The sequence below is a fragment of the Acidobacteriota bacterium genome (assembly GCA_039683095.1).
In the GTDB taxonomy this organism is placed as follows: domain Bacteria; phylum Acidobacteriota; class Aminicenantia; order Aminicenantales; family Saccharicenantaceae; genus RBG-16-66-30.
Genome location: JBDKSB010000012.1, coordinates 1,147,236 through 1,170,702 on the forward strand (window position 1 = coordinate 1,147,236; position 23,467 = coordinate 1,170,702).

Consider the following 23,467-nt stretch of genomic DNA (forward strand, 5'->3'; position numbering starts at 1 on the left):
CCGCGAATGGGGAATATCATTCGGGCAATTTTTTGTGCGAGGTTAGCAATGAAAAGGACACTGTTCACGACCGTGACCTTGGTTCTCGTCCTCGTCGGATTGGCCGCCGCGCAGAGCGCGGACCAGGATTACCTCACGGCCATGCAGCTTTCGGATAACTGCCAGAAGGCCAAGGCCCTCGAGGCCTATCTGGCCAAGTACGCCGGGCAGGGCACGACCAACGAGCATTGGGCCCATGCCTATTACTGCCTGACGCCCTGCGCCTCGACCGATCCGGCCAAGGCCGCTGCGGCCGGCGAGAAGGCCCTGACCATGGAAGGCCTCGACAACGGGACCAAGATGCAGCTCCTGGCCACCATCCCGGCCCTCTACAACAAGGCCGGGCAGGCCGACAAGGCCGACGCCGCGGCCCAGAAGCTCATCGATTACGGCAAGGGCCTGAGCGACGCCAAGCTCTCCGGCCAGCTCCAGGCCGCCGGCCTGGTCATGATCGGCCAGTTCGCCGAGAAGTCCGGCAACGTCGGCAAGGCCGCGGAGTATTACATCAAGGCCTACGGCACTTACAAGGACCCGAACATCTCCAAGCTTCTCAACGGCCTGGCCGGGTCCCTGTACAAGAACGGCAAGTTCGCCGAGGCCGAGCAGGTCTTCCGGCAGTTCTACGCCTCCGACCAGGGCCCGGAAAGCGCCGCGCTCCTCGGCCAGACCCTCTACAAGCAGGGCAAGGTCGGCGAGGCCCTGGCCATCTACAAGGAAGGATACGCCAGGAAAAGGACCGCTTCGCTGGCCCAGAACATCGCCGTCCTCCTCAACGCCCAGGTCAAGACCGATCCGTCCAAGACGATGGAGGCCGTGACCGCCAACATCGAGGCCGGGCTGCTCATCCCGGCCCAGCAGAAGAACTTCTTCGGCATGGCCCAGAACCTCTTCGTCGGCCAGGACAAGGACCTGGCCTCGAGCTACGCCAAGATCGAGGAGCACAAGAAGGCCGTCGAGGAGTTCAACAAGACGATCGACCAGAAGTTCTCGGGCAAGACCGAGGATGATCTCTCGGAGAGCGACAAGCGGCTGCTCAAGACTCTCAACGGCAACATCGAAGCCGAGAACCAGGCCATCGCCCAGATCCAGGCCAGCCAGAAGGACGTCCTGGCCAAGTTCAACGCCCTCGTCGCCCAGGTCAAGTCCAGGATGGGCAAGTAGGGCGCAAGCGCCCGACCGGTCCGCGACGTCCGCCGTCCCGGCCCCGCCCGGGGCCGGCGGCGGAGAGTCATCGATAGAAGGAGGGTTCAGGTGTCCTCCTCTCCCGCCGGGCCCAGGGAGCGCGCCCGGGCCGAAGCGCTCCGCCGCCAGATCGTTTACCACGAGCGGAAGTACTACGTCGACAACGACCCCCAGATCTCCGACGAGGAGTTCGACCGGCTCGTCGGCGAGCTCCGCGGCCTCGAGGCCCGCTTCCCCGAGCTGGTGACGCCGGAGTCCCCGACCCAGCGGGTCGGCGAAAAGCCCGTCGAGGGCTTCGCCACGGTCGTCCACCGGACGCCGATGATGAGCATCGACAACGGCTACGGCGAGGACGACCTCCGCGAGTTCGACGAGCGCGTCCGCAAGCTGCTCCCGGGGCGGACCGTCGCCTACACGGCCGAGCTCAAGATCGACGGCCTCGGCATCGCCCTCGTCTATCGCGGCGGTAAGCTGGCCCAGGCCGTCACCCGGGGCGACGGCGTCCGCGGCGACGACGTGACCGCCAACGTCCGGACCATCCGCTCCCTGCCCCTGGCCATCGACGCCCCCGGCGAGGTCGAGGCCCGCGGCGAGATCTATCTCCCCTTCAAGTCCTTCCAGGCCCTCAACCGGGACCGCGAGGAGGCCGGCGAGCCGCTGTTCGCCAACACCCGCAATGCGGCGGCCGGGTCCGTCCGCCTCCTCGATCCGCGGCTGGTCGCCGGCCGGAACCTCCGGGCCTTTCTCTATTACCTGTTCATCGACGGCCGCGAGGAGCCGACCCAGTGGGGCTCCCTGCTCAAGCTGAAGGAGCTCGGCTTCCCGACCAACCCCCACTCGCGCCTGTGCCGGACGATCGACGACGTCCTCGCCTATTACCGGGAATGGACGGCCAAGCGGGACACGCTCGATTTCGACGCCGACGGCGTCGTCATCAAGGTCGACGACGCGGACGAGCGCCGGGACCTGGGGGCGACGGCCAAGTCGCCGCGCTGGGCCTTCGCCTACAAGTTCCCGGCCCGGCAGGCCACGACCCGGGTCAACGACATCGTCGTCCAGGTCGGCCGCACCGGCGCCCTGACGCCCGTGGCCGTTCTCGAGCCGGTCAAGCTGGCCGGGGTGACCATCAGCCGCTCGACCCTTCACAACGAGGAAGAGCTGCGGCGCAAGGACATCCGGGTCGGCGATCACGTCCTCATCGAGCGGAGCGGCGACGTCATCCCCCAGGTCGTCTCGGTGATGATGGACCGGCGGCCCCGCGGCGCCAGGCGGTTCGCCTGGCCCAGGCGCTGCCCCGTCTGCGGCTCGAAGGTCTTCAAGCCCGAGGGCGAGGTCATCTCGCGCTGCGAGAACGCGTCGTGCCCGGCCCGGATCAGGGAATCGATCCTCCACTTCGCCGGGCGGCGGGCCATGGACATCAACGGGCTGGGGGAGGCCGTCGTCGACCAGCTCCTGGCATCGAAGCTCGTCCGCTCCATCCCCGATCTATACGGCCTGGAGCTCGACAAGCTGGCCGCCCTCGAGCGCCTGGGGGCCAAGAGCGCCGGGAACCTCCTCGACGAGATCGAGGCCTCGAAATCGCGCGGCCTGGCCCGGCTCCTTTTCGCCCTGGGCATCCGGCACGTCGGGGAGCGGCTGGCCCAGACGCTGGCCGCGCGCTTCGGGTCGCTCGCGGCCCTGGAGAAGGCCGGCCCGGACGATCTCGTCCAGGTCGAGGACGTCGGGCCCAAGGTGGCCGAAAGCGTCCTCTTCTTCTTCGCCCAGCCGGAGAACCGCGAGCTCATCGACCGGCTCCGCCGGGCCGGCGTCGCCGACCGCACGGCGGCCGCGGCGGCCGGGCCCAGGCCCCTGGCCGGCCAGGTCTTCGTCATCACCGGCGCGCTGGCCGGCCTCAGCCGCGACGAGGCGCGCGATCTCCTCGAGGCCCGGGGCGCGGAGGTCGGGTCCTCCGTGACGCGGAAGACAACCGCCCTGATCGTGGGGGAATCGCCGGGCTCCAAGCTCGACCGGGCCCGGGAGCTCGGCGTGAGGATCGTCGGCGAGAAGGAATTCCGGGAGCTCGTCGGCCGCGAGGCCTAGCTACTTCTTTTTCTTCTTCGAGCCGAACAGGTCAAGCTTGAAGATGCTCTTCGGCCCCTTGGACCGGCGCCCGGCCAGGTCGTCGAGGGCCTCCCGGGCGGTGGCATGGTCGGGGTCGACTGAGACGGCCTTCTCGAGCTGCTTGAGGGCCTTGGTCTGCAATCCCTCGGCCTTGTAGAGCAGTCCCAGCCCGACGTAGGCCTCGGGGTTCCAGGGCTCGAGCTCGATGGCTTTGAGGAAATCCTGCTCGGCCTTCCTGACGTAGGCCGGCAGCCGGGCTTCGCACATGGCCAGCAGGAGGTAATAATCGGCCTTGTCCCGGCGCATCCGGACGGCTTCCTCGAGATAGGCCACGGCCTCGTCGTAGCGCGCCTGGCCGTGAAGGGTCTTGCCCTGGCGGAACTTCGTGTCCGCCTTGCGCAGGACGTCCTGGGCGTCCTCCTGGGCGGCGACCGGGCCGGACTTGGCGTCGTAGGCCCGCCGGGAGTCCTTGTTGCTCAGGACCCGGTAGGCGTTGTTGATGCCGTCGAAGACCTCGTGGATCTGGGACTTGAACCGGGCCGCGATGCCGCGGTCGAAACGGTCGGGATGGAAGCGGCGGGCCAGCTGGAAATAGGCCTTCTTGATGTCCTCTTCCGTGGCCGTCTTGGGGACGTCCAGGATCTGGTAGAGAGTCATCGCCGGCAGGGTATCGCGCAGGCTCAGGACCTCGGCGATCTCCCGCGGGACGTCCTCGTGGGCCTGGCTCGGCGGCTTGATGCGCTCCTTGACGTCCAGCCTGGCCCGGGAGGAGGCCTCGCCCTCGAAATCGACGATGCCGAGGCAGTAGAACAGGTACAGGCTCTTCCAGAACTGGTCGGGCGGCATCGTCAGCGACTTGAGGATAACCTCCGCGGTGTCGGCGCCGTTGATCTTCTCCAGGATCTCCTTCTCCTCGATGGTCAGCAGATAGGCGTAGGTCTTGCGGCCGAGCGCCGGCGTCCGGTTGGCCAGGAAGGCCTGCAGGAGCGGATGGGCCTGCATGCGGCGGATGCCGTACTCGATGAGCAGGGGCACGCTGACCTGCGACTCGGGGACCGCGGCGCCGAAGCTCTCGTGGGGCTGGAATTCGAGCTCGGCGTCGAAGAAGCCGAAGGCATTGAGGACGCTTTCGCGGATCTGATGGCCCAGCGCCTCGGCCAGGTCCTCTTCGGAGATCACGCCCTGGGTCTTGAGGACCTCGCCGATGTTCTTGCCGGGCTCGATGTACTGATCGAGCTTGGCGTGGGCTTCCTTGGGGATGCGCTCGAGCTTGAACAGGATCTCGCCCAGGCGCTCGTCCGGCTGGTTCGTCTTGACCTGGGCGATCGCGCCCTTCTCGAAGAAGAAATACTTGAGGATGTCGCCGCGCCGATAGACCAGGCGCCCGGTCTTCTTCTCGAAGAAGACGTCCCGCAGTTCGACGGCGATGTGGCTCATGGCCCTCCAGATTCCGGAAGGCCCAACTATAGTCCAGACGTCCGGAGATTTCAACATCGGGGAAAAGGGCCGCGTTTGAACGGGCCGGGGGATTGTGTTAATTAATGCCCATGAAGATCGCCATCGCGCAGATCGCGCCCAAGCTCGGGGACGTCGAGGCCAACCTCGACCTCCACCTGGACGTCCTGGAGAAGGCGAAAAGGCAAAAGGCCGGGCTCGTCGTCTTCCCCGAGCTCAGCCTGACCGGCTACACCCTCAAGGACCTGGTCGAGGAGGTCGCCCTGGACCCGGCCGCCGACCCCCGCTTCCGCCGCCTCGCGGCCCGGACCAAGGGGATCTCGGCCGTCGTCGGCTTCGTCCAGGAGAGCCCGTCCGAGCGGGGGCTCTTTTACAATGCCGCGGCCTTCATCTCCGGCGGCCGGATCGTCCACGTCCATCGCAAGGTCTTCTTGCCGACCGGCGGCATGTTCGAGGAAGCCAAGTTCTTCGCTCAGGGGCGCGACTTCCGGGCCTTCGACGCGCCGTTCGGCCGGGCCGGGCTCCTGGTCTGCCGCGATTTCCTCCAGCTCGGCTCGAGCTACGCCCACTACGCCGCCGGGGCCGAGGTTATCATCTGCATCTCGGCCGCCCCGGGCCGCGGCGTCGGAGGCGGCGACGCCTTCGAGACCGGCCGGATGTGGGAGCTCATGGGCGAGGCCGTGTCCTTCTTCTCGACGGCCTACGTCGTCTACGCCAACCGGGCCGGCAGCGAGGACGGCGTCACGTTCGCCGGCGGCTCGTTCGTCTTCGCGCCCGGCGGCCGGCTCGTCGTCCGGGCCTCGTCCGTCGATCCCGACCTGGTCTTCTGTTCCGTCGATCCCGCCGCCGTGGCCAGGGCCCGCCGGACCTGGCTTTTCAAGCGGGACGAGAAGCCCGAAGCGGTCTGGCGATCGCTCGAAAGGATAGTCCGTGCCTCCGAAGATTAATCCGTCCTTCGTCGAAAAGGTCCTGGTCCGGTTCATCCGGGACGAGTTCGGCCGGTGCGGCTGCGGCCGGGGCCTCGTCGGCCTCTCCGGCGGGCTCGACTCCGCGGTCTGCGCCGCCCTGGCCGCCCGGGCCCTCGGCCCGGACAATGTCCTCGGCCTGATCATGCCCTACGGCCGGGCCTTCCAGGGGGATGTCCGCGACGCGGCCGCCCTGGCCCGCCGCCTCGGCATCCGGTCCGAGACGATCGATATCACCCCGCAGATCGACATCTACTTCGCCGCGCATCCGGGGGCGAGCCGGGTACGCAAGGGCAACAAGATGGCCCGCGAGCGCATGTCCATCCTCTACGACCACTCGGCCCGCGACGGCGGGCTCGTCCTGGGGACAAGCAACAAGACCGAGCTCCTCCTCGGCTACGGCACGATCTACGGCGACATGGCCTGCGCCATCAACCCCATGGGCGACCTCTACAAAACGCAGGTCCGGGAACTGGCCACCCACCTGCGCATCCCGGCCGCGATCCGGCGCAAGGCCCCGACGGCCGGCCTCTGGCCCGGCCAGACGGACGAGGGCGACATCGGCCTGGCCTACGACGAGATCGACGACATCCTCTATGCCCTCGTCGAGGGCCGCCAGGCCCGCCGGGAGATCATCGCGGCCGGGCACTCGGCGGCCGCCGTCGACCGCGTCCTGCGGCGGGTCCGGGGCTCTCAGTTCAAGCGGCTCCTGCCGCCGATCGCCAAGCTTTCGACGCGCTCAGTGGGCCACGATTTCCTCTATCCCTACGATCGGGGGAGATAGCCCGTGCCCGGCCGCCTTTTCGTCGTCGGAACGCCCATCGGCAACCTCGAGGACATCACGCTGAGGGCCCTTCGCGTCCTCGGCGAGGTCGCGGCCATCGCCTGCGAAGACACCCGGCAGACGGTCAAGATACTGAACCGCTACGGCATCAAGAAGCCGCTGATCAGCTATTTCCAGCCGCGCGAGGGCCGGCGCATCCCGGAGATCATCGGGCTGCTCGAGGCCGGCCGCGACGTCGCGCTCGTCTCCGACGCCGGCACGCCGGGCATCTCCGATCCCGGCTTCCCGCTGATCCGCGAAGCCCTCAAAAAGGGGCTCCAGGTCGTGCCCATCCCGGGCCCTTCGGCCGTGACGGCGGCCCTGTCCGCGGCCGGACTGCCCACGCACCGCTTCCTTTTCGCCGGCTTTCCTCCCCCGAAGGCCGCCGGGCTGCGCAAGCTCCTCGAAGGGCTGGCGCGCGAAGAGGCCACGCTCGTCTTCTATCTCCCGACCCGGCGGCTGCCAGAATTCCTGGCGGCGGTCATCGAAGTCCTCGGGGACAGGCGGGTGGTCGTGGCCCGGGAGCTGACCAAGATCCATGAGGAGTTCCTGAGAGGCTCCGCCGCCGAGCTGGCCGCGGCGGCAGGCCCCCGGCCCCCCAGGGGCGAAGCCACGGTTCTGGTCGACGGCGCCTGAAGAAGACCAGGCTATCCCTCGATTTCCCCTTTTTCCCAATATAAGCAAGCCCGAAGAATATTTTTTTCCAATACTTGACAAAATAGCACTAAGATATTATATTGGTGTCACACTAAGATATAACGAGGAGGCTTCAGATGGCTATTATCAGATGGGATCCCTACAGGGATATGGGAACCCTCAGGGACAGGATGAACCGGCTTTTCGAGGACATGTCGGTGTCCAAGGGCGAGGAAAAGGACCTCATGGCCCACGCCTGGGCCCCTTCGGTCGACATTTATGAGACCGAGAACGAGGTCGTCCTCAGCGCCGAGATCCCCGGCGTCGACGCTAAAGACGTCGAGATCAAGGTCGAGGACAACAACCTGACCCTTCGCGGCGAGCGCAAGTTCGAGAAGGAGACCAAGGAAGAGAATTACCACCGTGTCGAGCGGTCCTACGGCTCGTTCTACCGCTCCTTCGCCCTGCCCAGCTATGTCGATCAGGACAAGATCGAGGCCGAGCAGGAGAACGGCGTCCTCAAGATCCACTTGCCGAAGCGGTCCGAGCTCAAGCCCCGCAAGGTCAAGATCGTGACGCCCGTCCAGGCGCAGGCCGAGAAACCCAAGAAGTAACTGGTTCGCATCCTCTCGCCAGGCGGCTCCCGCTACCCGCGGGGCCGCCTTTTTTTATTCTTCTCCCATTTCCGAGAAACCTCCGAGGCGGCGAGGGATGTACGGCAGGGAGCGAAGCCCTCGAAGCGACCATCAGAAGCATGGCGGAGCGACTCGGAGCCATGCTTCTGACCTCCGCTCCCCAGAGTCCGCTCCGGGCCGGCCGGGGAGCAAGAGGCATATCCCGAGCAAAGCCGGAGAGAGGCGCTTCCCGGAACCTGGAGAAGAACCTTTCTTATGCCTGGGCCAGGGTAATGGCCCTGACTTCCTTGGCCCCGGCCTCCTTCAGCACTCTGGCGCATTCCCGGATGGTCGCTCCGGTCGTGGTGACGTCGTCGATCAGCACCAGCGTTCGGCCCCTGACCCGGTCGGGCCGCCGGACGGCGTAGACGCCGCGGACGTTCCTCTCGCGGTCGCCGGCCCTTAGGCCGGCCTGGGCCGGGACGTTCCGGGTCTTGACGAGCGCCCCCGCGACGACGTCGATGCCCCGGAGGGCGGCCAGGTCGCGGGCCAGCAGGCGGGCCTGGTTGAAGCCCCGCTCGCGCCGCCGGGCCGGGTGAAGGGGCACGGGGACGAGGGCCTCGGCGTCCAGCCAGAGCGGCCCGTCCGAGCCGAGGCAGACCTCGGCGTAGCGGGCCAGCGGCCGGCTGAGCGGCGCGCAGCGCCTGTACTTGAAGAGGAGGATGACGTCCTTGAGGGTCCCGCCGTAGGCGCCGCAGGACCGGTGCCGCGAGAAGGCCGGCGCCTGCCCCAGGCACCGGGCACAGAGATGATCTTCCGGTCCGTCCTGGAGGAACCGCCCGCAACGGGGGCAAACGGGGCCCCGGCGCGGACCCAGCTTCTCCAGGCAGGCGGCGCAGACGACCTTTTCCCCGGGGCGATCGAGAGGTTCATGGCAGAGACGGCAGAATGAGGGGAAGAACAGCAGCTCGGCCAGCCGGGCCAGCCAGGCCGCCCGGGTCCGGAGCGACGGGGTCACGGCATTTCGCGTTCTTTTTCGGCCTTTTCCTGGTCGTCGATGCAGTAGGGCGTCCAGGGGATGGCTTCGAGCCTCTTCATGCCGATGTCCTTGCCGCAGACCTGGCAGATCCCGAAATCGCCGTGATCGAGCCGCTTGAGGGCCTCGTCGATGAGCAGGAGCTGCTCCCGGTCGCCGTCCGACAGGCTCAGCAGGAATTCCTTGGTATAAGAGGTTTCCGCCTTGTCGACCAAGTCCTGGGCGACATTGGACTCCATCTCCTTGCTCTCGCTGATGGTATCGGTGAGCTTTCGGGTGATGCTCTCCTTCCTCGCGCGGAGCTTGGCCCGGAACTCGTCTTTCTCTTTCTTGTTCAGCTTACGAGGCATCGGACAATCCCTTCATTTGGCATAATGCCGGCCCCCGACGATGGTCAGGGCCCGGTAGATCTGCTCGAGCAGAACAACGCGCGCCAGTTCGTGCGAGAAGGTCAGCCGCGACAGTGACAATCTCATGTCCGCCCTCTCCACGATGCGGTCCGCGAGCCCGAGGAAGCCGCCGACGACGAAGGCCAGCGGCGTTCCCGACTCTCTCTCCCGGCCGCGGAGGAAGCGGGCGAATTCCGCCGACGACATCTCCCGGCCGCGATCGTCGAGACAGATCACGTACGCGCCGTCGAGATGGCGTTCGAGGCTGCGCGCTTCAAGGTCCTTGATCTTTTCGGCGTGCTTTTCCCCCAGCCCCCTGCTCTCGCGCGTCTCGATGACCTCGAGCGTCGCGAGGGACCTGATGCGCGCCTCGTAAAAGCCCTGCAACCCCCGCAACTCGGGATTCTTCGTCTTGCCGGGCCAGAGAAGTTTCAGGCGCATCGCCGAAAACGCCTTTAGACAATAGCGATTCGTTCCTGGCTTGTCAACCCCCTATTTCCGCCGTCACGGGCCCGCGAGATCGGGCGCGAACGGGCCCCGGGAACGCCGCAACTAGAATTCGAGGCGGGGCGCGTCGCCCCAGAGCTGCTCGAGGCCGTAGCGGTCCCGCGCCGCCCGGGAAAAGACGTGGACGACGAACGAACCGTAATCGACGAGGATCCAGTCGGCCGCATCGCGCCCTTCGACGCCCAGGGGCCGGTAGCCGGACGGCTTGAGGGCCTGCTCGACGGCCTCGGCGATGGCCGCGTTCTGGCGGGACGAGTTCCCGTGGGCGATGACGAAGAAGTCGGTGAACGACGAGAGCTCGCGCAGGTCGAGGGCGCAGAGGCCCTCGGCCTTCCGGCCCAGGGCGGCCTCGACGGCGGCGCGCACCGGCGCGGGCAGGCTCCTCTTGGTGAACCGTTTTTTCTTTTCTTCGGCCATGGCTCCTATCGACCTCTGTAGAGTTTATGTTCGCGGATGTAGGCGGCGACGGCCGGCGGCACGAACCCGTCCAGGGGCCGGCCGCGGCGGACCCGCTCCCGGACCTCCGTCGACGACACGTCGAGGGCCGGGATCGGGACGAGCAGGACCCGGCAGCGCGGCGGGGCGGCGCCGTCCAGCGGTCCCGCCCCGGCCAGGGGCCCAATCCCGCTGCGGAGGCGGCCGCCGAGGACGTCCCGGGCCCGCTCGAGATCGAAGCCGGGCCGGGCCATCACCAGGAAAAAGCACTCCTGGAGGACCTTCTCGTACTCGTGCCACGTCCCGATGTCGAGGAAGGCGTCGACCCCGAGGATGAAGAACAGCCGGGCCCCGGAGTTGAGGCGGCGGACCTGGCGCAGGGTCAGGATGGAGTAGGACCGGCCGCGCGCCTCGACCTCGAGCGGCGAAGCCTCGAATCCGGCCCGGCGCCGGACGGCGATCTCGACCATCCGCAGGCGGTCGGCCGGCGAGGCCGCCCCGCCCGCCGCCTTGTGCGGCGGCAGATAGGACGGGATGAAGAGGATGCGGCCGAGCCGCGTCCGCCGGCGGACCTCCGACGCGGCCTTCAGATGGCCGCAGTGGATGGGATCGAAGGTGCCCCCAAAGAGGCCGATCGTCTCCATCAGGGCCGTCCCTCCGGTCCCTTGGCCCCGGGCTCCCCGGTCCCGGGCGCCGCCTCGAGCTCCGCCAGCTTCCGGGCCGCGGCCTCGACCAGGGGCTTCAGGCCCTCCTCCTTGAGCGCCGAGACGGCGAAGAACGGGATCTTCCGGCGGGCGGCCAGGCGCCGCAGCCGGGCCAGGCGCGACGCGTCGTCCCCGAGCAGATCGACCTTGTTGGCGGCCAGGATCTGGGGCCGGGCCGCGACCGCTGGCGAGAAGGCCTCGAGCTCCTTCATGATGACCTTGAAGTCCTCGACCGGGTCCCGCCCCGAATAGGGCGAGACGTCGACGATATGGATGAGCAGCTTGGTCCGCTCGATGTGGCGCAGGAAGCGTATGCCCAGGCCCTGGCCCCGGTTGGCCCCCTCGATCAGCCCGGGGACGTCGGCGACGATGAACGAGCGGTACTCGCCGATATCGACGACGCCGAGATTGGGCGTCAGGGTCGTGAACGGGTAGTCGGCGATGACCGGCCTGGCCGCGGAGATGCGGGAGATGAGCGTAGATTTCCCGGCGTTGGGGAAGCCGATCAGGCCGACATCGGCGATGAGCTTGAGCTCGAGGAAGAGCTCCTTCTCCTCGCCGGGCCGGCCGGGCTGCCACTCGCGCGGCGTCTGGTGCGTCGGCGTCGCGTACGAGGCGTTGCCCCGCCCGCCCCGGCCGCCGCGGGCCACGACGCAGGACCGGCCGTGGACGTCCAGGTCGGCGAGGACCGCGCCGCCGTCGGCCTCCCGTATCACGGTGCCGACGGGCACGCCGAGGCGGACCTCGGAGCCGCGCTTGCCCTGCCGGTTGCCACCCTCGCCGGGCGCGCCGTTCTTGGCCTTGATGATGGGGTGGAAACGGAAATAGGCCAGCGAGCTGATGTTCTCGTCGGCGGTCAGGACGATGCTGCCCCCGTCCCCGCCATGGCCGCCGTCCGGGCCGCCTTTCGGCACCCGGGCTTCGCGGCGGAAGCTGACGCAGCCGTCGCCGCCGCGGCCGGCCTTCAACGTGACGGTGACCTGGTCAACGAACAACGGCGGCGCCGCTTGTCCTCAGGCGGGCACGACGGTGACGATCTTCCCCTTGCGGCCCTTGTCGGAGAACTGGACCGTTCCCGTGACCGTGGCGAAAAGGGTGTCGTCCTTGGCCCGGCCGACGTTGAGGCCGGGCTTGATGGGGGTGCCCCGCTGACGGATGATGATGGACCCGGCGTTGACCTTCTGGCCGCCATGGCGTTTGACGCCGAGCCTCTTTCCCGCGCTGTCGCGGCCGTTCTTTCCGGCTCCGCCGGCTTTCTTATGGGCCATGGCTTACTCCTTGCTGGCTTTCTTGGGCTTGGCCGGGGCCGCCTTCTTTTCGGCTTTCGGCTTGGCCGCTTCCTTCTTGGCCGGCTTGGCCTTGGCCGCCGCCTTGGCGGGCTTCTCGGCCGCCGCGGCCGGCTTCTGCGCGTCCGCCTTCGGCTTGGGCGCCGGGGCGGGCTTTTCGACCGGGATGATCTTCTCTTCGGCCAGGTCCGCGGCCGTGACGACGGACCGGTCCGCCGCGATCCGGGTGATGCGGACCTTGGTCAGCTGCTGCCGGTGGCCGCGGGTCCGGCGGAACTGTTTCCTTCTCTTCTTCTTGAAGACCAGGACCTTCTCGTCCTTGAAATTCTCGAGGACCAGGCCAAGGACCATGGCGTTGTCGAGAACCGGGGTCCCGACCTGGACCGTGCCGCCGTCCTCGATGAGGAGGACGCGCTCGAATTGGGCCTTCCGCCCCGGCTCGAGATCGAGCTTCTCGACGGCCAGGACGTCCCCTTCCTTGACGCGGTATTGCTTGCCGCCCGTCAGGATCACAGCGTGCATGTCGACCTACCCTTCGGAGGAGATACGAAAAAGGAACAGCAAATTTAACATAGGACCGGTTTTAAGTCAAATTAGCGCGCCTTGACAGGCCCGGGCCGATTCTCTACCCTTGGGGCGTCCGCGGGCGGTTAGCTCAGCGGCAGAGCGTCGGTTTTACAAGCCGAGGGTCGCAGGTTCGATCCCTGCACCGCCCATCCCGTAGCGAGCGAAGCGAGCGGAGGCGGCAGAAGTCCAGCTGAGCGACTCGAAGCTGGACTTCTGCGAAATATCGGGATCAAGGTGTTTCTTGGCTTTTAGCGACGCGAGCGGAGGCGGCAGAAACCCGCCTGAGCGTCACGAAGGCGGGTTCCTGCGAAATATCTTGATAAAGTCGTCTGCCTGATAGCCTGTTGCCATCTGGTTTTGCGAAGCGAGCGGAGGCGGCAGAAGTCCAGCTGAGCGACTCGAAGCTGGACTTCTGCGAAATATCGGGATCAAGGTGTTTCTTGGCTTTTAGCGACGCGAGCGGAGGTCAGAGACCTTTCTCCTCCGTCGCGGCCGCTGACCTCCTGTCCCGTTTCCGGCAGTCCCTCTCGAGGCGGTGAGGGAATTCACCTCGCAGATCCCCGTGCTGGAGAGGGGACCCGCGAAGCGGGGGGAACCGTGTAACCGGTTCCCGGGGCCGGGGAGCCAGAGGTGATTCCCGAGCATAGCCGGAGAGAGGGACTTTCCGGATTCAACAGAGGAAAAGCGCCCCCGACGGGATTCGAACCCGTGTTGCTGCCTTGAAAGGGCGGTGTCCTGGGCCTCTAGACGACAGGGGCACATACGTGAGCCGTGCTGGATTCGAACCAGCGACACCCGGCTTAAAAGGCCGGTGCTCTACCGCTGAGCTAACGGCCCGAAAAAAGCACTATTATAGTGACGGGGGAGAAAGAGTCAACAGCCCCCGGCCGGACGCCGAGCCCCTCAGGCGAGGGGCTCGAACTTGATGATGACCCAGCGGCCGCGATGCGGGATATTGTTGGCCTCGTCTTTGAGCAGGTACTGCTTGAGGAGCAGTTTGTATTTCTTGGTCACGCCGGCCCGGTTGGTGATGGAGATATCGACGTCCTTGGAGTGGACGCTGCCCGTCAGCTCGCGGACGTTCGGCAGCTCGCGCACGCCCAGGGAGAACATCGTCATCTCCTCTTCGGAGGAGGCGGCGGCTTTGGCGGCGCTGTAGGTCTTCTTGAGCTCCTGCATCTTGCCGTTCTCGACGTCGTACTTGGCCTGGAGCTCCTCGACCTTCTTCTTGAGGGCGGCCTTGGCGCCGGCCGAGCGGGTCGTATCCATCTCGAACTGGGCGTCCTTGACGGCCGCGTCCGAGTCGAGGGTCGGGCCGATCTGGGCGTCCTGGAGCTTCTTGGATTCGATCTCGGCCTTATTCAGATCGGGCAGCTTGGCCGGTTCGATCTTGTCCGGGCCGATGTTGATGACGGACCAGGAGCCCAGCTCCGGCTGGAGCGGGTCGAGGGCCATGCTCGACATCGTATCGTTGTCGTTCATCATGACGGCGTTGAAGTACTTTTTGAGGAGGGTTTTCTCGGGCGCCGGCGTGCATCCCTGGATAAAGATGAATGCGACGAAAACGCCGAGTGCGACCAGTGTTCTTTTCCTCATGTCTCCTCCTTCACTATTCGTTTCGAGACTTCTCTGGGAGGATGATATCGTGTTCGAGGGGGGAAAATCAAGCCTTTTTATCCGGGCCAGCGATCCTGGTTTTCCCGGCCTGTTTTTTATGCTACACTACCACGCTCGAAAACTCCGATACGGGGTATTGAACATGGCGCAAGACAAGGATCCCGTTCTCAGGCACCCGAAGGACCCGGCGGCCCTGCTCGACGTCATCCGCGACGTCCAGGCCGCCGCGGGGCACGTCTCCGACGAAGCCGTCGGGCGCATCGCCGCTCACCTGAAGCTCGCCGAAGCCGAGGTCCGCGGGGCGGTGACGTTCTACCATTTCTTCTCCCTGGCCCCCCGGGGCCGGTCCACGGTCTACCTGAACGATTCCATCACCTCGCGGATGATGGGGCGGACGGCCGTGGCCCGGGCCTTCGAGGACGAGGCCGGCTGCCGCTTCGGCGAGGTCAGCGCCGACGGCGCGATCGGCCTCTTCCCGACCTCGTGCATCGGCATGAACGACCAGGAGCCCTCGGCCATCGTCGACGGGACCGTCTTCACGGCCCTGACCCCGGACAAGGCCCGGGCCATCATCCGCGGCCTGCGGGCCGGCACGCCGGCCCGGGACCAGGTCGCCGCCTTCGGCGACGGGGCCAACCAGTCTGACCTGGTCCGCTCCATGGTCGTCAACAACATCCGCCGGCGCGGCCCGGTCCTGTTCGGCGCCCACGAGACCGGCGCGGCCCTGCGCCAGGCCGTGGCCATGACCCCCGAGCAGGTCATCGACGAGGTCAAGAGATCCGGCCTCCTCGGCCGCGGCGGCGCAGGCTTCCCGACCGGCCTCAAATGGGAGTTCTGCCGGCGGGAGAAGGCGGCCCAGCATTACGTCGTCTGCAACGCCGACGAGGGCGAGCCCGGGACGTTCAAGGACCGGGTCATCCTGACCGAGCTGCCGAGGCTCCTGTTCGAGGGCATGGCCGTGGCCGGCTACGCCGTCGGGGCCAGGACCGGCATCCTCTATCTCCGGTCCGAATACGCCTACCTCCGGGACCACCTCGAGGCCGTCCTGGCCGGCCTCCGCAAGGACGGCCTGCTGGGCCGGAGCGCGGCCGGCCTGAAGGGCTTCGATTTCGACATCGTCATCAAGTCGGGCGCCGGCGCCTACGTCTGCGGCGAGGAGTCGGCCCTGCTCGAATCGGCCGAGGGCAAGCGCGGTGAGCCGCGCGACCGGCCGCCCTTCCCGGTCTCGTCCGGCTACCAGGGGCTGCCGACGACCGTCAACAACGTCGAGACCCTGGCCACCGCCGCCAGGATCCTGGCCGGCGGCGCGGCCTGGTTCAAGGCCCTGGGCACGACCCAGTCGGCCGGCACGAAGCTCCTGAGCGTGTCCGGCGATTGCGCCCGGCCGGGCGTCTACGAGGTCGAGTACGGCCTGACCGTCGCCGATCTCCTGGAGATGGCCGGCGGGGCCGGGGCCAAGGCCGTCCAGGTCGGCGGCCCCTCGGGCACGTGCGTCGCGCCGGCCGGGTTCGGCCGCCGGATCTGCTTCTCCGACCTGGCCACGGGCGGCTCGGTCATCGTCTTCGGGCCCCGGCGCGACATCTTCGAGATCGTCGAGAACTTCATGGACTTCTTCGTCGAGGAGTCCTGCGGCTGGTGCGTCCCCTGCCGGGCCGGCAACGTCCTGCTCAGGAAAAAATTCGGGAAGATCGCCCGGGGCCTGGGCACCGCCGAGGACCTCCGCGAGATCGAGGCCTGGGGCAAGCTGGTCAAATCGACCAGCCGCTGCGGCCTCGGCCAGACCTCGCCCAACCCCATCCTGACAACCATGAAAAGCTTCCCCGAGCTCTACGAGGCCAGGATCCGCAAGGGGGAGGCGTTCGTCAGCGAGTTCGACCTCGCAACGGCCATCCGGGACGGCTGCGCCGCGGCCGGCCGCGAGCCCGAGTGCAAGGAGTCCCTCCATGACTGAGATCCGCTTCACCATCGACGGCCGGGCCTGCCTGGCCAAGCCGGGCCAGACGATCGTCGAGGCGGCCAAGGCCAACGGCGTCTACATCCCGGTCCTCTGCCACTATGAGGGGCTCAAGCCCGCCGGCAGCTGCCGGATCTGCACCGTCCGCGTCGCCGGCCGCTACATGGCCGCCTGCACCCAGCCGGTGACCGAGGGCATGGCCGTCGAGAACACGGCCCCGGACCTCGAGGACATGCGCAAGTCGCTCATCGAGATGCTCTTCGCCGAGGGCAACCACCTCTGCCCTTCCTGCGAGAAGAGCGGCAACTGCGAGCTCCAGGCCCTGGCCTACCGCTACCGGATGATGGTCCCGCGCTTCCCCTATCTCTGGCCTGTCCGGACGGTCGAGGCCGGGACCCCGCTGGTCATGCTCGACCGCAACCGCTGCGTCCAGTGCCTGCGCTGCGTCCGCGGCGTCCGGGCCAGGGACGGGCGGAAGATCTTCGCCTCGGTCCGCCGGGGCGCCCGCGTGGCCATCGAGATCGACCGGAAGCTGGCCGCCAGGCTGTCCGAGGAAGAGGCCCGGCGGGCCATGGACATCTGCCCCGTGGGCGCCATACTGCGCAAGGGGACGGGCTTCGCCAAGCCCATCGGCAAGCGCAGGTTCGACCGCACGCCGATCGGCGCCGACATCGAGAAGGGGATCGGGAGGTAACGCCGTGGGCAAACCCGTCATCGCCACCGCCTCGCTGGCCGGCTGTTTCGGCTGCCACATGTCCCTCCTGGACATCGACGAGCGCATCCTCAAGCTGGTCGAGCTGGTCGAGTTCAACAAGTCGCCGATCGACGACATCAAGGAGTTCACCAAGCCCGTCGACATCGGCCTCATCGAGGGCGGCTGCTGCAACAGCGAGAACGTCCATGTCCTGCGGGACTTCCGCAAGAACTGCAAGGTCCTCGTTTCGGTCGGCGAATGCGCCATCATGGGCGGCCTGCCGGCCCTGCGCAACGGCATCCCGCTCAAGGAGTGCCTCGAGGAGGCCTACCTGAACTCGCCCACGATCGCCCCCGAGGACCGCCTCATCCCCAACGACGAGGACCTGCCGATCATCCTGGACAAGGTCTATCCCTGCCACGAGATCGTCAAGATCGACGCGTTCCTGCCGGGCTGCCCGCCCTCGGCCGACCTCATCTGGGAGGCCCTGACCGCGCTCATCGAGGGCCGGCCCCTGCACCTGACCTACGATCTGGTCAAATTCGACTGAAGAGTGAACAGCCATGGGCAAGAAGATCACCATAGAACCCGTCACCAGGGTCGAAGGGCACGGCAAGGTCACCATCCGGCTCGATGACGCCGGCCGGGTCACGGAGTCCCGCTTCCACGTCGTCGAGTTCCGCGGCTTCGAGCGCTTCGTCCAGGGCCGCCCCTACTGGGAGGCGCCGGTCCTGGTCCAGCGGCTCTGCGGCATCTGCCCCGTCAGCCACCACCTGGCCGCGGCCAAGGCCATGGATGTCGTGGTCGGGGCCGGGCCCGGCAAGCTGCCGGTCACGGCGGAGAAGATGCGCCGGCTCATGCACTACGGCCAGATGGTCCAGTCCCACGCCCTGCATTTCTTCTACCTGGCGTCGCCCGACCTCCTGCTGGGCCTGGACGCCGACCCGGCCGTCCGCAACGTCATCGGCATCATCGGCCTGGACAAGGACCTGGCCACGCGGGCCGTCCTGCTGCGCAAGTTCGGCCAGGAGATCATCCTGGCCACGGCCGGCAAGAAGGTCCACGGCACGGGCGCCGTCCCGGGCGGGATCAACAAGAACCTCTCCCCCGAAGAGCGCGACCGCTTCCTCAAGGCCCCCGACGGGCTGACGATCGACCGGGTGATCGAATGGTGCCAGGCCGCCGTCGACCTGTTCAAGGGCTACCAGGCCAGGCACAAGGACCTGGTCGACGGCTTCGCCGTCTTCCCCTCGAACCACCTCAGCCTGGTCCGCAAGGACGGGGCCCTCGACTTCTACCACGGCGTCCTGCGGGCCGTCGACGCCGACGGCCGCAAGGTCCTCGACGACGTCGATTACCAGGACTACCTCGAGTACATCGGCGAGGAGACCCGGCCCTGGAGCTACATGAAGTTCCCCTACCTGCGGTCGCTGGGCAAGGCCGCCGGCTGGTACCGCGTCGGCCCGCTGGCCCGGCTCAACACCTGCGACTATATCCCCTCGCCGCTGGCCCAGAAGGAGTTCGAGACCTACAAGGCCTACACCGACGGCAAGCCCAACAACATGTCGCTCCACAGCCACTGGGCCCGGCTCATCGAGCTGCTCCACGCGGCCGAGGTGGTCAAGGAGCTCCTGCTCGACAAGGACCTCCAGGGCTCGAAGCTGGTCAAGACCGGTCCGCGCGCTCCCGAGGGCATCGGCCTGATCGAGGCGCCGCGCGGCACCCTGTTCCACCATTACCGCGTCAACGGCGACGACCAGATCACGATGGCCAACCTCATCGTCTCCACGACCAACAACAACGAGCCGATGAACCGGGCCGTCCAATGGGTCGCCATGAACGTGCTCTCGGAGAAGCCCGAGATCACGGAGGGCATGCTCAACCGCGTCGAGGTGGCCATCCGGGCCTACGATCCCTGCCTCAGCTGCGCCACGCACGCGCTGGGCCGGATGCCGCTCGAGGTCGCTCTCGTCGATGCGGCGGGCCGGGTCCTCCAGAGGAAGGTCCGCTGAGCCCGCGCCGCGCCACGGCCCCGCGCACGCTCGTCCTGGGGATCGGCAATCCGGGACGCCGGGACGACGGCCTGGGGGTCGCCGCGGCCGAACGCCTGAGGAAGCGCCGCCTGCGCGGCGTCGCGTGCGATGCCAACTACCAGCTCAACATCGAGGACGCCCTGGCCTGCGCCGGGCATGACGTCGTCGTCTTCGTCGACGCCGTTCGGGGACTGCGCAAGCCCTTCCGCTTCGGGCGCCTCGAGCCCGGGGCAGGGCTGCCGGCCATGAGCCATGCCCTCGATCCGGCCGCGGTCCTGGCGCTCGCGGCCGCGCTCTACGGCCAGACGCCCGAGGCCTGGCTCCTGGCCGTCCGCGGTCACAGCTTCGCCGTCGGCGAAGGGCTGACCGAACGGGGCGAGCGCGACCTCGGCCTGGCCCTCGGCTTCCTGGAGGCCTTCCTGAAAGGGGAACGCCCATGACCGTCAAGACCCTGACCGTCGTCCACGATCTCCTGGCCACGAACAAGCAGGCCGCCGCGGCCATCCGCGGCGAGCTCCGCGGCCGCGGCATCCTGGCCGTCAATCTGCTGAGCTCGCCGGGCTCGGGCAAGACGACCCTGCTCGAGGCCCTGGCCGACCGCTTCCGGGGCCGGTTCCGCCTGGCCGTCATCGAGGGCGACATCGAGACCGAGCGGGACGCCGAGCGCATCCGGGCCAAGGGCGTCCCGGCCTGGCAGATCACGACCGGCGGCGCCTGCCACCTCGAGGCCCGCATGATCGGCAAGGTCCTCGCCGGGATCCCGGCCGACATCGACTTCCTGTTCATCGAGAACGTGGGCAACCTCGTCTGCCCTGCCTCCTACGACCTCGGCGAGCAGGTCCGCCTGGTCCTGCTCTCGTCCCCCGAAGGGGACGACAAGCCGGCCAAGTACCCCCAAGCTTTCCTGTCGGCCGACGCGCTCGTCCTGACCAAGGCCGATCTCCTGCCTTACCTGCCGTTCGACCCGGCCCGGGCCTCGGCCGAGGCCCGGGCGATCAAGCCCGCGCTCCGCGTCTTCACCGTGTCCGCGCTCCGCGGCGAGGGGCTCGACGAGCTCGCCGCCTGGCTCGTCGACGCCCTCGAGCGCCTCAGGTCCGGCCATGCATGAGCTGTCGCTCGTCGCCTCGATGTTCGCGATCCTCGAGGAGCAGGCCAGGGCGCACGGCGCGACCCGGGTCACGGCCGTCGTCCTCAAGGTCGGCGTCATGTCGGGGGCCGTGCCCGATCTCCTCGAATCGGCCTTCGAGGCCTATCGGAAGGGAACGCTGGCCGAGGGCGCGCGGCTCGAGATCGTCGTCGTCCCGGTGAAGCTCCGCTGCCCGGACTGCGGCGGCTCGACCGTCCGCGAGGACACGGACTTCTCCTGCTCCGCCTGCGGCTCGAGGCGGGTCGAGATCGTCGAGGGCCGCGACCTCGTCGTCGACAAGATCGAGCTCGAGACCGACGGCGCCTAGTTTTCGGCCGCGCACTTGACAAGGCCAAATCAGTTCTGCTATAAGTGCCGTCTTATTACGTGGTCTGTAGGTCTCCTGGCACTGCCGTAGGAGATTTTTATTTTTATAGACCATAGTCGCCCGCCTGTGAGGCCGGCCGACGGCCGAAAGCCGCCGTGCCCCGCCTCGCTTCCCCCCGCCTCCTGCCTGACCCCCTTCAGGGGGGACCCGCGCCGATCTTCCCGTTTTGCGCTTGCAAGGACAATCCACGTACCGGAGGGATGATTTGGACATCGACACTACGAAGGTCCAGTCGATCGTCGACAAGCACAGGGGCCTCAAGAAGAACCTCATCGCCATCCTTCTCGACGTCCAGGAGAGCTTCAACTACCTTCCCCCGGAAGCCCTGCGACACGTCGCCAAGGCCCTGGACATGCCCCTCATCAACGTCGTCGGCGTAGCCACGTTCTACCGGGCCTTCAGCCTGAAGCCGCGGGGCAAGCACACCTGCCTCGTCTGTCTCGGCACGGCCTGCCACGTCCGGGGCGGACCGAAGATCCTGGAGGAGCTCGAGCGCAAGCTCGACATCCCGGCCGGAGAGACGACGAAGGACGGACTGTTCACCCTGGAGACGGTCGCCTGCCTTGGCTGCTGCGCCATCGGGCCGGTCGTCGTCGTCGACGGCGAGTATCACGGCCGCGCCACGATCCGCAATATCGGACCGATCCTCGGCAAATACCAGGCGCCGGAAGCGTCATGACGGAAAGGAAGGACATCTGATGGCCGGAACAAAGAAACTCCGCATTCAAGACCTGGCCAAGATCCGGGAAAGGACAAAATCGATGATGGCCATCCGGGAGAGCGAAGGCCGGGCCCGCGTCACGGTCCACATGGGCACGTGCGGCATCGCCGCCGGCGCCCGCGACATCATGGATGCCCTTCTCGGGGAGATCGAGAAGGCCCAGATCCAGGACGTCATCGTCACGACGTCGGGGTGCGCCGGGCTGTGCAACGCCGAGCCGATGATGACCGTCGAGCTCAAGAACCATCCCCCCGTGAAATACGGTTACCTGACCCCGGAGAAGCTGCACAAGATCTTCGTTCAGCACATCCTCGGCGGGCAGATGGCCGCCGACCTGGTGCTGGCCGTCGGCTGCGAAACCATGTATTAGGGGGCGTCGTGAAACACTACCGAGCTCACCTTCTGGTCTGCGCCGGCACCGGCTGCGTCTCCTGCGGATCGTTCAGGATCAAGGAGGCCCTCGAGGCCGAGATCAAGAAGAAGGGCCTCGAAGACGAGGTCCAGGTCGTGGCCACGGGCTGCAACGGCTTCTGCGAGCGGGGGCCGATCGTCATGGTCCAGCCCGACGGCATCTTCTACCAGCTCCTCAGCGTCGAGGATGTCCCCCATCTCGTCGAGGAGCACCTCCTCAAGGGCCGCCCCGTCCAGAAGCTGATGTACGTGCCGCCGGACGAGAAACAGCCCGTCCCGAAGATGAAGGACATCGAGTTCTTCAAGCACCAGCGGCTGATCGTGCTGCGCAACCGGGGCCGGATCGACCCGGAGAGGATCGAGGAATATATCGCCTTCGACGGCTACGAGGCCATGGCCAAGGCCCTCTCCGGGATGAAGCCCCAGGAGATCATCGACGAGATCCTTTTCTCCGGCCTCCGCGGCCGGGGCGGCGCCGGCTTCCCCACGGGCAGGAAGTGGGCCCTCTGCGCCAAGGAGAAAAGGTCGCCGAAGTACATCATCTGCAACGGCGACGAAGGCGACCCGGGGGCCTTCATGGACCGCTCCGTCCTCGAGGCCGATCCCCACGCCGTTCTCGAAGGTATGGTCATCGGGGCCAGAGCCATCGGGGCGGCCAAAGGATTCGTCTACATCCGCCATGAATATCCGCTGGCGCTCAAGCGCATGGAGATCGCCATCGCCCAGGCCCGGGAGAACGGCCTGCTCGGCCAGGACATCCTGGGGACCGGCTTCGATTTCGATCTCGAGATCGTCCAGGGCGCCGGAGCCTTCGTCTCCGGCGAGGAGACGGCCCTGATCGCCTCCGTCGAGGGCGAGATCGCCATGCCGCGGCAGAGACCCCCCTATCCGGCCCAGAGGGGGCTATGGGGCCAGCCGACGGTCATCAACAACGTCGAGACCTGGGCCACCGTCCCCAACATCATCCGCCGGGGCGCGGACTGGTTCCAGGGGCTGGGGACGGAGACAAGCAAGGGGACCAAGATCTTCGCGCTCGTCGGCAAGATCGCCAATACCGGGCTGGTCGAGGTCCCGATGGGGATCACCCTTCGCGAGATCGTCTACGGCATCGGCGGCGGCATCCCCGATAAGCGGGATTTCAAGGCCATCCAGATCGGCGGCCCCTCCGGCGGCTGCCTGCCGGCCAAGATGCTCGACCTGCCCGTCGACTACGAGAGCCTGACCGCGGCCGGGGCCATGATGGGCTCGGGCGGCATGATCGTCATGGACGACCGGACCTGCATGGTCGACGTGGCCAAGTACTTCCTCAATTTCCTGCAGGACGAGTCGTGCGGCAAGTGCGTGTCCTGCCGGGAAGGCACGCAGAGGATGTACGAGATCGTCAAGGGCATCACCGAGGGCAAGGGCCGGGAAAGCGATCTTGCCCTGCTCGAGGAGCTGGCCACGATCTGCAAGGACGCCTCGATGTGCGCCCTCGGCCAGACGGCGGGCAATCCCGTCCTGACGACCCTGCGCTACTTCCGCCACGAGTACGAGGCCCACATCCTCGACAAGAGATGCCCAGCCGGCGTCTGCAAGAGCCTCATCCGCTACGTCGTCCTCGCCGAGAAGTGCACCGGCTGTCAATCCTGCAAGAAGGCCTGCCCGAACGACTGCATCAAGGGCACTCTCAAGGATGTCCACCTGATCGACCAGTCGAAATGCATCAAGTGCGGCGCCTGCAAGGAGGCCTGCAAGTTCGAGGCCATCGAAGAGCAGCGCGACGAAGCCATTCAGATCGTTTGA

The 23,467-nt window shown here is 67.2% G+C and carries 26 protein-coding genes and 3 tRNA genes; 17 read left to right on the top strand and 12 right to left on the bottom strand.

Annotated features, from left to right (window positions below; translation table 11 throughout):
• Window positions 1-48: 48 nt before the first annotated feature.
• Window positions 49-1,200: a hypothetical protein gene (locus ABFD52_12780; GenBank protein ID MEN6561640.1), complete on the top strand. Its 1,152-nt coding sequence runs from the start codon at window positions 49-51 to the stop codon at window positions 1,198-1,200.
• A 90-nt stretch (window positions 1,201-1,290) separates the two neighbouring features.
• Entirely contained in the window at window positions 1,291-3,300 is a 2,010-nt protein-coding gene (gene ligA / locus ABFD52_12785; protein ID MEN6561641.1) for an NAD-dependent DNA ligase LigA, read from the top strand.
• Here ligA and ABFD52_12790 read toward each other — a convergent pair whose 3' ends face one another.
• Window positions 3,301-4,758, bottom strand: coding sequence for a DnaJ domain-containing protein (locus ABFD52_12790; GenBank protein ID MEN6561642.1), 1,458 nt, complete (start codon window positions 4,756-4,758; stop codon window positions 3,301-3,303).
• A 104-nt stretch (window positions 4,759-4,862) separates the two neighbouring features.
• On the opposite strand from ABFD52_12790, the gene ABFD52_12795 reads away from it, so the two are divergent.
• The 4 genes from ABFD52_12795 (at window position 4,863) to ABFD52_12810 (ending at window position 7,814) form a co-directional block, all read left to right on the top strand.
• Window positions 4,863-5,723 (top strand): nitrilase-related carbon-nitrogen hydrolase, encoded by an 861-nt coding sequence (locus ABFD52_12795; GenBank protein MEN6561643.1) that lies wholly within the window; start codon window positions 4,863-4,865, stop codon window positions 5,721-5,723.
• Window positions 5,707-6,525, top strand: coding sequence for an NAD+ synthase (locus ABFD52_12800; protein ID MEN6561644.1), 819 nt, complete (start codon window positions 5,707-5,709; stop codon window positions 6,523-6,525). The genes ABFD52_12795 and ABFD52_12800 overlap by 17 nt, the downstream gene beginning before the upstream one ends.
• Before the next feature lie 3 nt (window positions 6,526-6,528).
• Entirely contained in the window at window positions 6,529-7,200 is a 672-nt protein-coding gene (rsmI, locus tag ABFD52_12805; GenBank protein MEN6561645.1) for a 16S rRNA (cytidine(1402)-2'-O)-methyltransferase, read from the top strand.
• Window positions 7,201-7,337: 137 nt separating this feature from the next.
• Complete coding sequence (locus ABFD52_12810; GenBank protein ID MEN6561646.1) at window positions 7,338-7,814, top strand: Hsp20/alpha crystallin family protein; 477 nt, start codon at window positions 7,338-7,340, stop codon at window positions 7,812-7,814.
• A gap of 274 nt (window positions 7,815-8,088) precedes the next feature.
• Here the strand turns inward: ABFD52_12810 and ABFD52_12815 are convergent, their stop codons facing one another.
• The 8 genes from ABFD52_12815 to rplU all read right to left on the bottom strand — a co-directional run bounded on the left by ABFD52_12815 (window position 8,089) and on the right by rplU (window position 12,693).
• Window positions 8,089-8,832 carry a ComF family protein gene (locus ABFD52_12815; protein MEN6561647.1) on the bottom strand — a complete coding sequence of 248 codons (744 nt, stop codon included), beginning with the start codon at window positions 8,830-8,832 and terminating at the stop codon, window positions 8,089-8,091.
• On the bottom strand, window positions 8,829-9,200 hold the full coding sequence (locus ABFD52_12820; GenBank protein ID MEN6561648.1) for a TraR/DksA family transcriptional regulator: 372 nt from the start codon (window positions 9,198-9,200) through the stop codon (window positions 8,829-8,831). Before ABFD52_12820 ends, ABFD52_12815 begins: the two co-directional genes overlap by 4 nt.
• 12 nt (window positions 9,201-9,212) lie before the next feature.
• Window positions 9,213-9,680: a 23S rRNA (pseudouridine(1915)-N(3))-methyltransferase RlmH gene (locus ABFD52_12825; GenBank protein ID MEN6561649.1), complete on the bottom strand. Its 468-nt coding sequence runs from the start codon at window positions 9,678-9,680 to the stop codon at window positions 9,213-9,215.
• A 111-nt stretch (window positions 9,681-9,791) separates the two neighbouring features.
• Entirely contained in the window at window positions 9,792-10,163 is a 372-nt protein-coding gene (gene rsfS, locus ABFD52_12830) for a ribosome silencing factor (protein ID MEN6561650.1), read from the bottom strand.
• A gap of 5 nt (window positions 10,164-10,168) precedes the next feature.
• Window positions 10,169-10,825, bottom strand: a complete 657-nt coding sequence (gene nadD, locus ABFD52_12835; GenBank protein ID MEN6561651.1) for a nicotinate-nucleotide adenylyltransferase — start codon at window positions 10,823-10,825, stop codon at window positions 10,169-10,171.
• The gene (gene obgE / locus ABFD52_12840; GenBank protein ID MEN6561652.1) at window positions 10,825-11,880 is read right to left on the bottom strand and encodes a GTPase ObgE; all 1,056 of its coding nucleotides are present in this window, start codon (window positions 11,878-11,880) and stop codon (window positions 10,825-10,827) included. The genes nadD and obgE overlap by 1 nt, the downstream gene beginning before the upstream one ends.
• Before the next feature lie 18 nt (window positions 11,881-11,898).
• Window positions 11,899-12,153 carry a 50S ribosomal protein L27 gene (gene rpmA / locus ABFD52_12845; protein ID MEN6561653.1) on the bottom strand — a complete coding sequence of 85 codons (255 nt, stop codon included), beginning with the start codon at window positions 12,151-12,153 and terminating at the stop codon, window positions 11,899-11,901.
• Between the two features lie 3 nt (window positions 12,154-12,156).
• Complete coding sequence (gene rplU / locus ABFD52_12850) at window positions 12,157-12,693, bottom strand: 50S ribosomal protein L21 (protein ID MEN6561654.1); 537 nt, start codon at window positions 12,691-12,693, stop codon at window positions 12,157-12,159.
• A gap of 122 nt (window positions 12,694-12,815) precedes the next feature.
• On the opposite strand from rplU, the gene ABFD52_12855 reads away from it, so the two are divergent.
• A tRNA-Val gene (locus ABFD52_12855) sits at window positions 12,816-12,887 on the top strand.
• A gap of 536 nt (window positions 12,888-13,423) precedes the next feature.
• On the opposite strand, the gene ABFD52_12860 is transcribed toward ABFD52_12855, so the two are convergent.
• The 3 genes from ABFD52_12860 to ABFD52_12870 all read right to left on the bottom strand — a co-directional run bounded on the left by ABFD52_12860 (window position 13,424) and on the right by ABFD52_12870 (window position 14,334).
• Window positions 13,424-13,496 (bottom strand) — tRNA-Glu (locus ABFD52_12860).
• Window positions 13,497-13,503: 7 nt separating this feature from the next.
• Window positions 13,504-13,575: transfer RNA gene (locus tag ABFD52_12865), tRNA-Lys, on the bottom strand.
• A gap of 66 nt (window positions 13,576-13,641) precedes the next feature.
• The gene (locus tag ABFD52_12870) at window positions 13,642-14,334 is read right to left on the bottom strand and encodes a hypothetical protein (protein MEN6561655.1); all 693 of its coding nucleotides are present in this window, start codon (window positions 14,332-14,334) and stop codon (window positions 13,642-13,644) included.
• A gap of 163 nt (window positions 14,335-14,497) precedes the next feature.
• Here ABFD52_12870 and ABFD52_12875 point away from each other — a divergent pair, with 163 nt between their 5' ends.
• The 10 genes from ABFD52_12875 to ABFD52_12920 all read left to right on the top strand — a co-directional run bounded on the left by ABFD52_12875 (window position 14,498) and on the right by ABFD52_12920 (window position 23,467).
• Window positions 14,498-16,306: an NAD(P)H-dependent oxidoreductase subunit E gene (locus ABFD52_12875; protein ID MEN6561656.1), complete on the top strand. Its 1,809-nt coding sequence runs from the start codon at window positions 14,498-14,500 to the stop codon at window positions 16,304-16,306.
• The gene (locus ABFD52_12880) at window positions 16,299-17,003 is read left to right on the top strand and encodes a 2Fe-2S iron-sulfur cluster-binding protein (protein ID MEN6561657.1); all 705 of its coding nucleotides are present in this window, start codon (window positions 16,299-16,301) and stop codon (window positions 17,001-17,003) included. The genes ABFD52_12875 and ABFD52_12880 overlap by 8 nt, the downstream gene beginning before the upstream one ends.
• A 4-nt stretch (window positions 17,004-17,007) precedes the next feature.
• Entirely contained in the window at window positions 17,008-17,553 is a 546-nt protein-coding gene (locus tag ABFD52_12885; protein ID MEN6561658.1) for an NADP oxidoreductase, read from the top strand.
• Window positions 17,554-17,566: 13 nt separating this feature from the next.
• A complete protein-coding gene (locus tag ABFD52_12890) occupies window positions 17,567-19,015 on the top strand; it encodes a Ni/Fe hydrogenase subunit alpha (GenBank protein ID MEN6561659.1) in 1,449 nt (482 codons plus the stop codon).
• Between the two features lie 41 nt (window positions 19,016-19,056).
• A complete protein-coding gene (locus ABFD52_12895; GenBank protein ID MEN6561660.1) occupies window positions 19,057-19,476 on the top strand; it encodes a hydrogenase maturation protease in 420 nt (139 codons plus the stop codon).
• Complete coding sequence (gene hypB, locus ABFD52_12900; GenBank protein ID MEN6561661.1) at window positions 19,473-20,144, top strand: hydrogenase nickel incorporation protein HypB; 672 nt, start codon at window positions 19,473-19,475, stop codon at window positions 20,142-20,144. Before ABFD52_12895 ends, hypB begins: the two co-directional genes overlap by 4 nt.
• Window positions 20,137-20,490 carry a hydrogenase maturation nickel metallochaperone HypA gene (gene hypA / locus ABFD52_12905; protein MEN6561662.1) on the top strand — a complete coding sequence of 118 codons (354 nt, stop codon included), beginning with the start codon at window positions 20,137-20,139 and terminating at the stop codon, window positions 20,488-20,490. The genes hypB and hypA overlap by 8 nt, the downstream gene beginning before the upstream one ends.
• A gap of 265 nt (window positions 20,491-20,755) precedes the next feature.
• Window positions 20,756-21,229 (top strand): NAD(P)H-dependent oxidoreductase subunit E, encoded by a 474-nt coding sequence (locus tag ABFD52_12910; GenBank protein ID MEN6561663.1) that lies wholly within the window; start codon window positions 20,756-20,758, stop codon window positions 21,227-21,229.
• A 19-nt stretch (window positions 21,230-21,248) separates the two neighbouring features.
• Window positions 21,249-21,641 (top strand): (2Fe-2S) ferredoxin domain-containing protein, encoded by a 393-nt coding sequence (locus ABFD52_12915; GenBank protein MEN6561664.1) that lies wholly within the window; start codon window positions 21,249-21,251, stop codon window positions 21,639-21,641.
• Between the two features lie 8 nt (window positions 21,642-21,649).
• Window positions 21,650-23,467 (top strand): NADH-quinone oxidoreductase subunit NuoF, encoded by a 1,818-nt coding sequence (locus ABFD52_12920; GenBank protein MEN6561665.1) that lies wholly within the window; start codon window positions 21,650-21,652, stop codon window positions 23,465-23,467.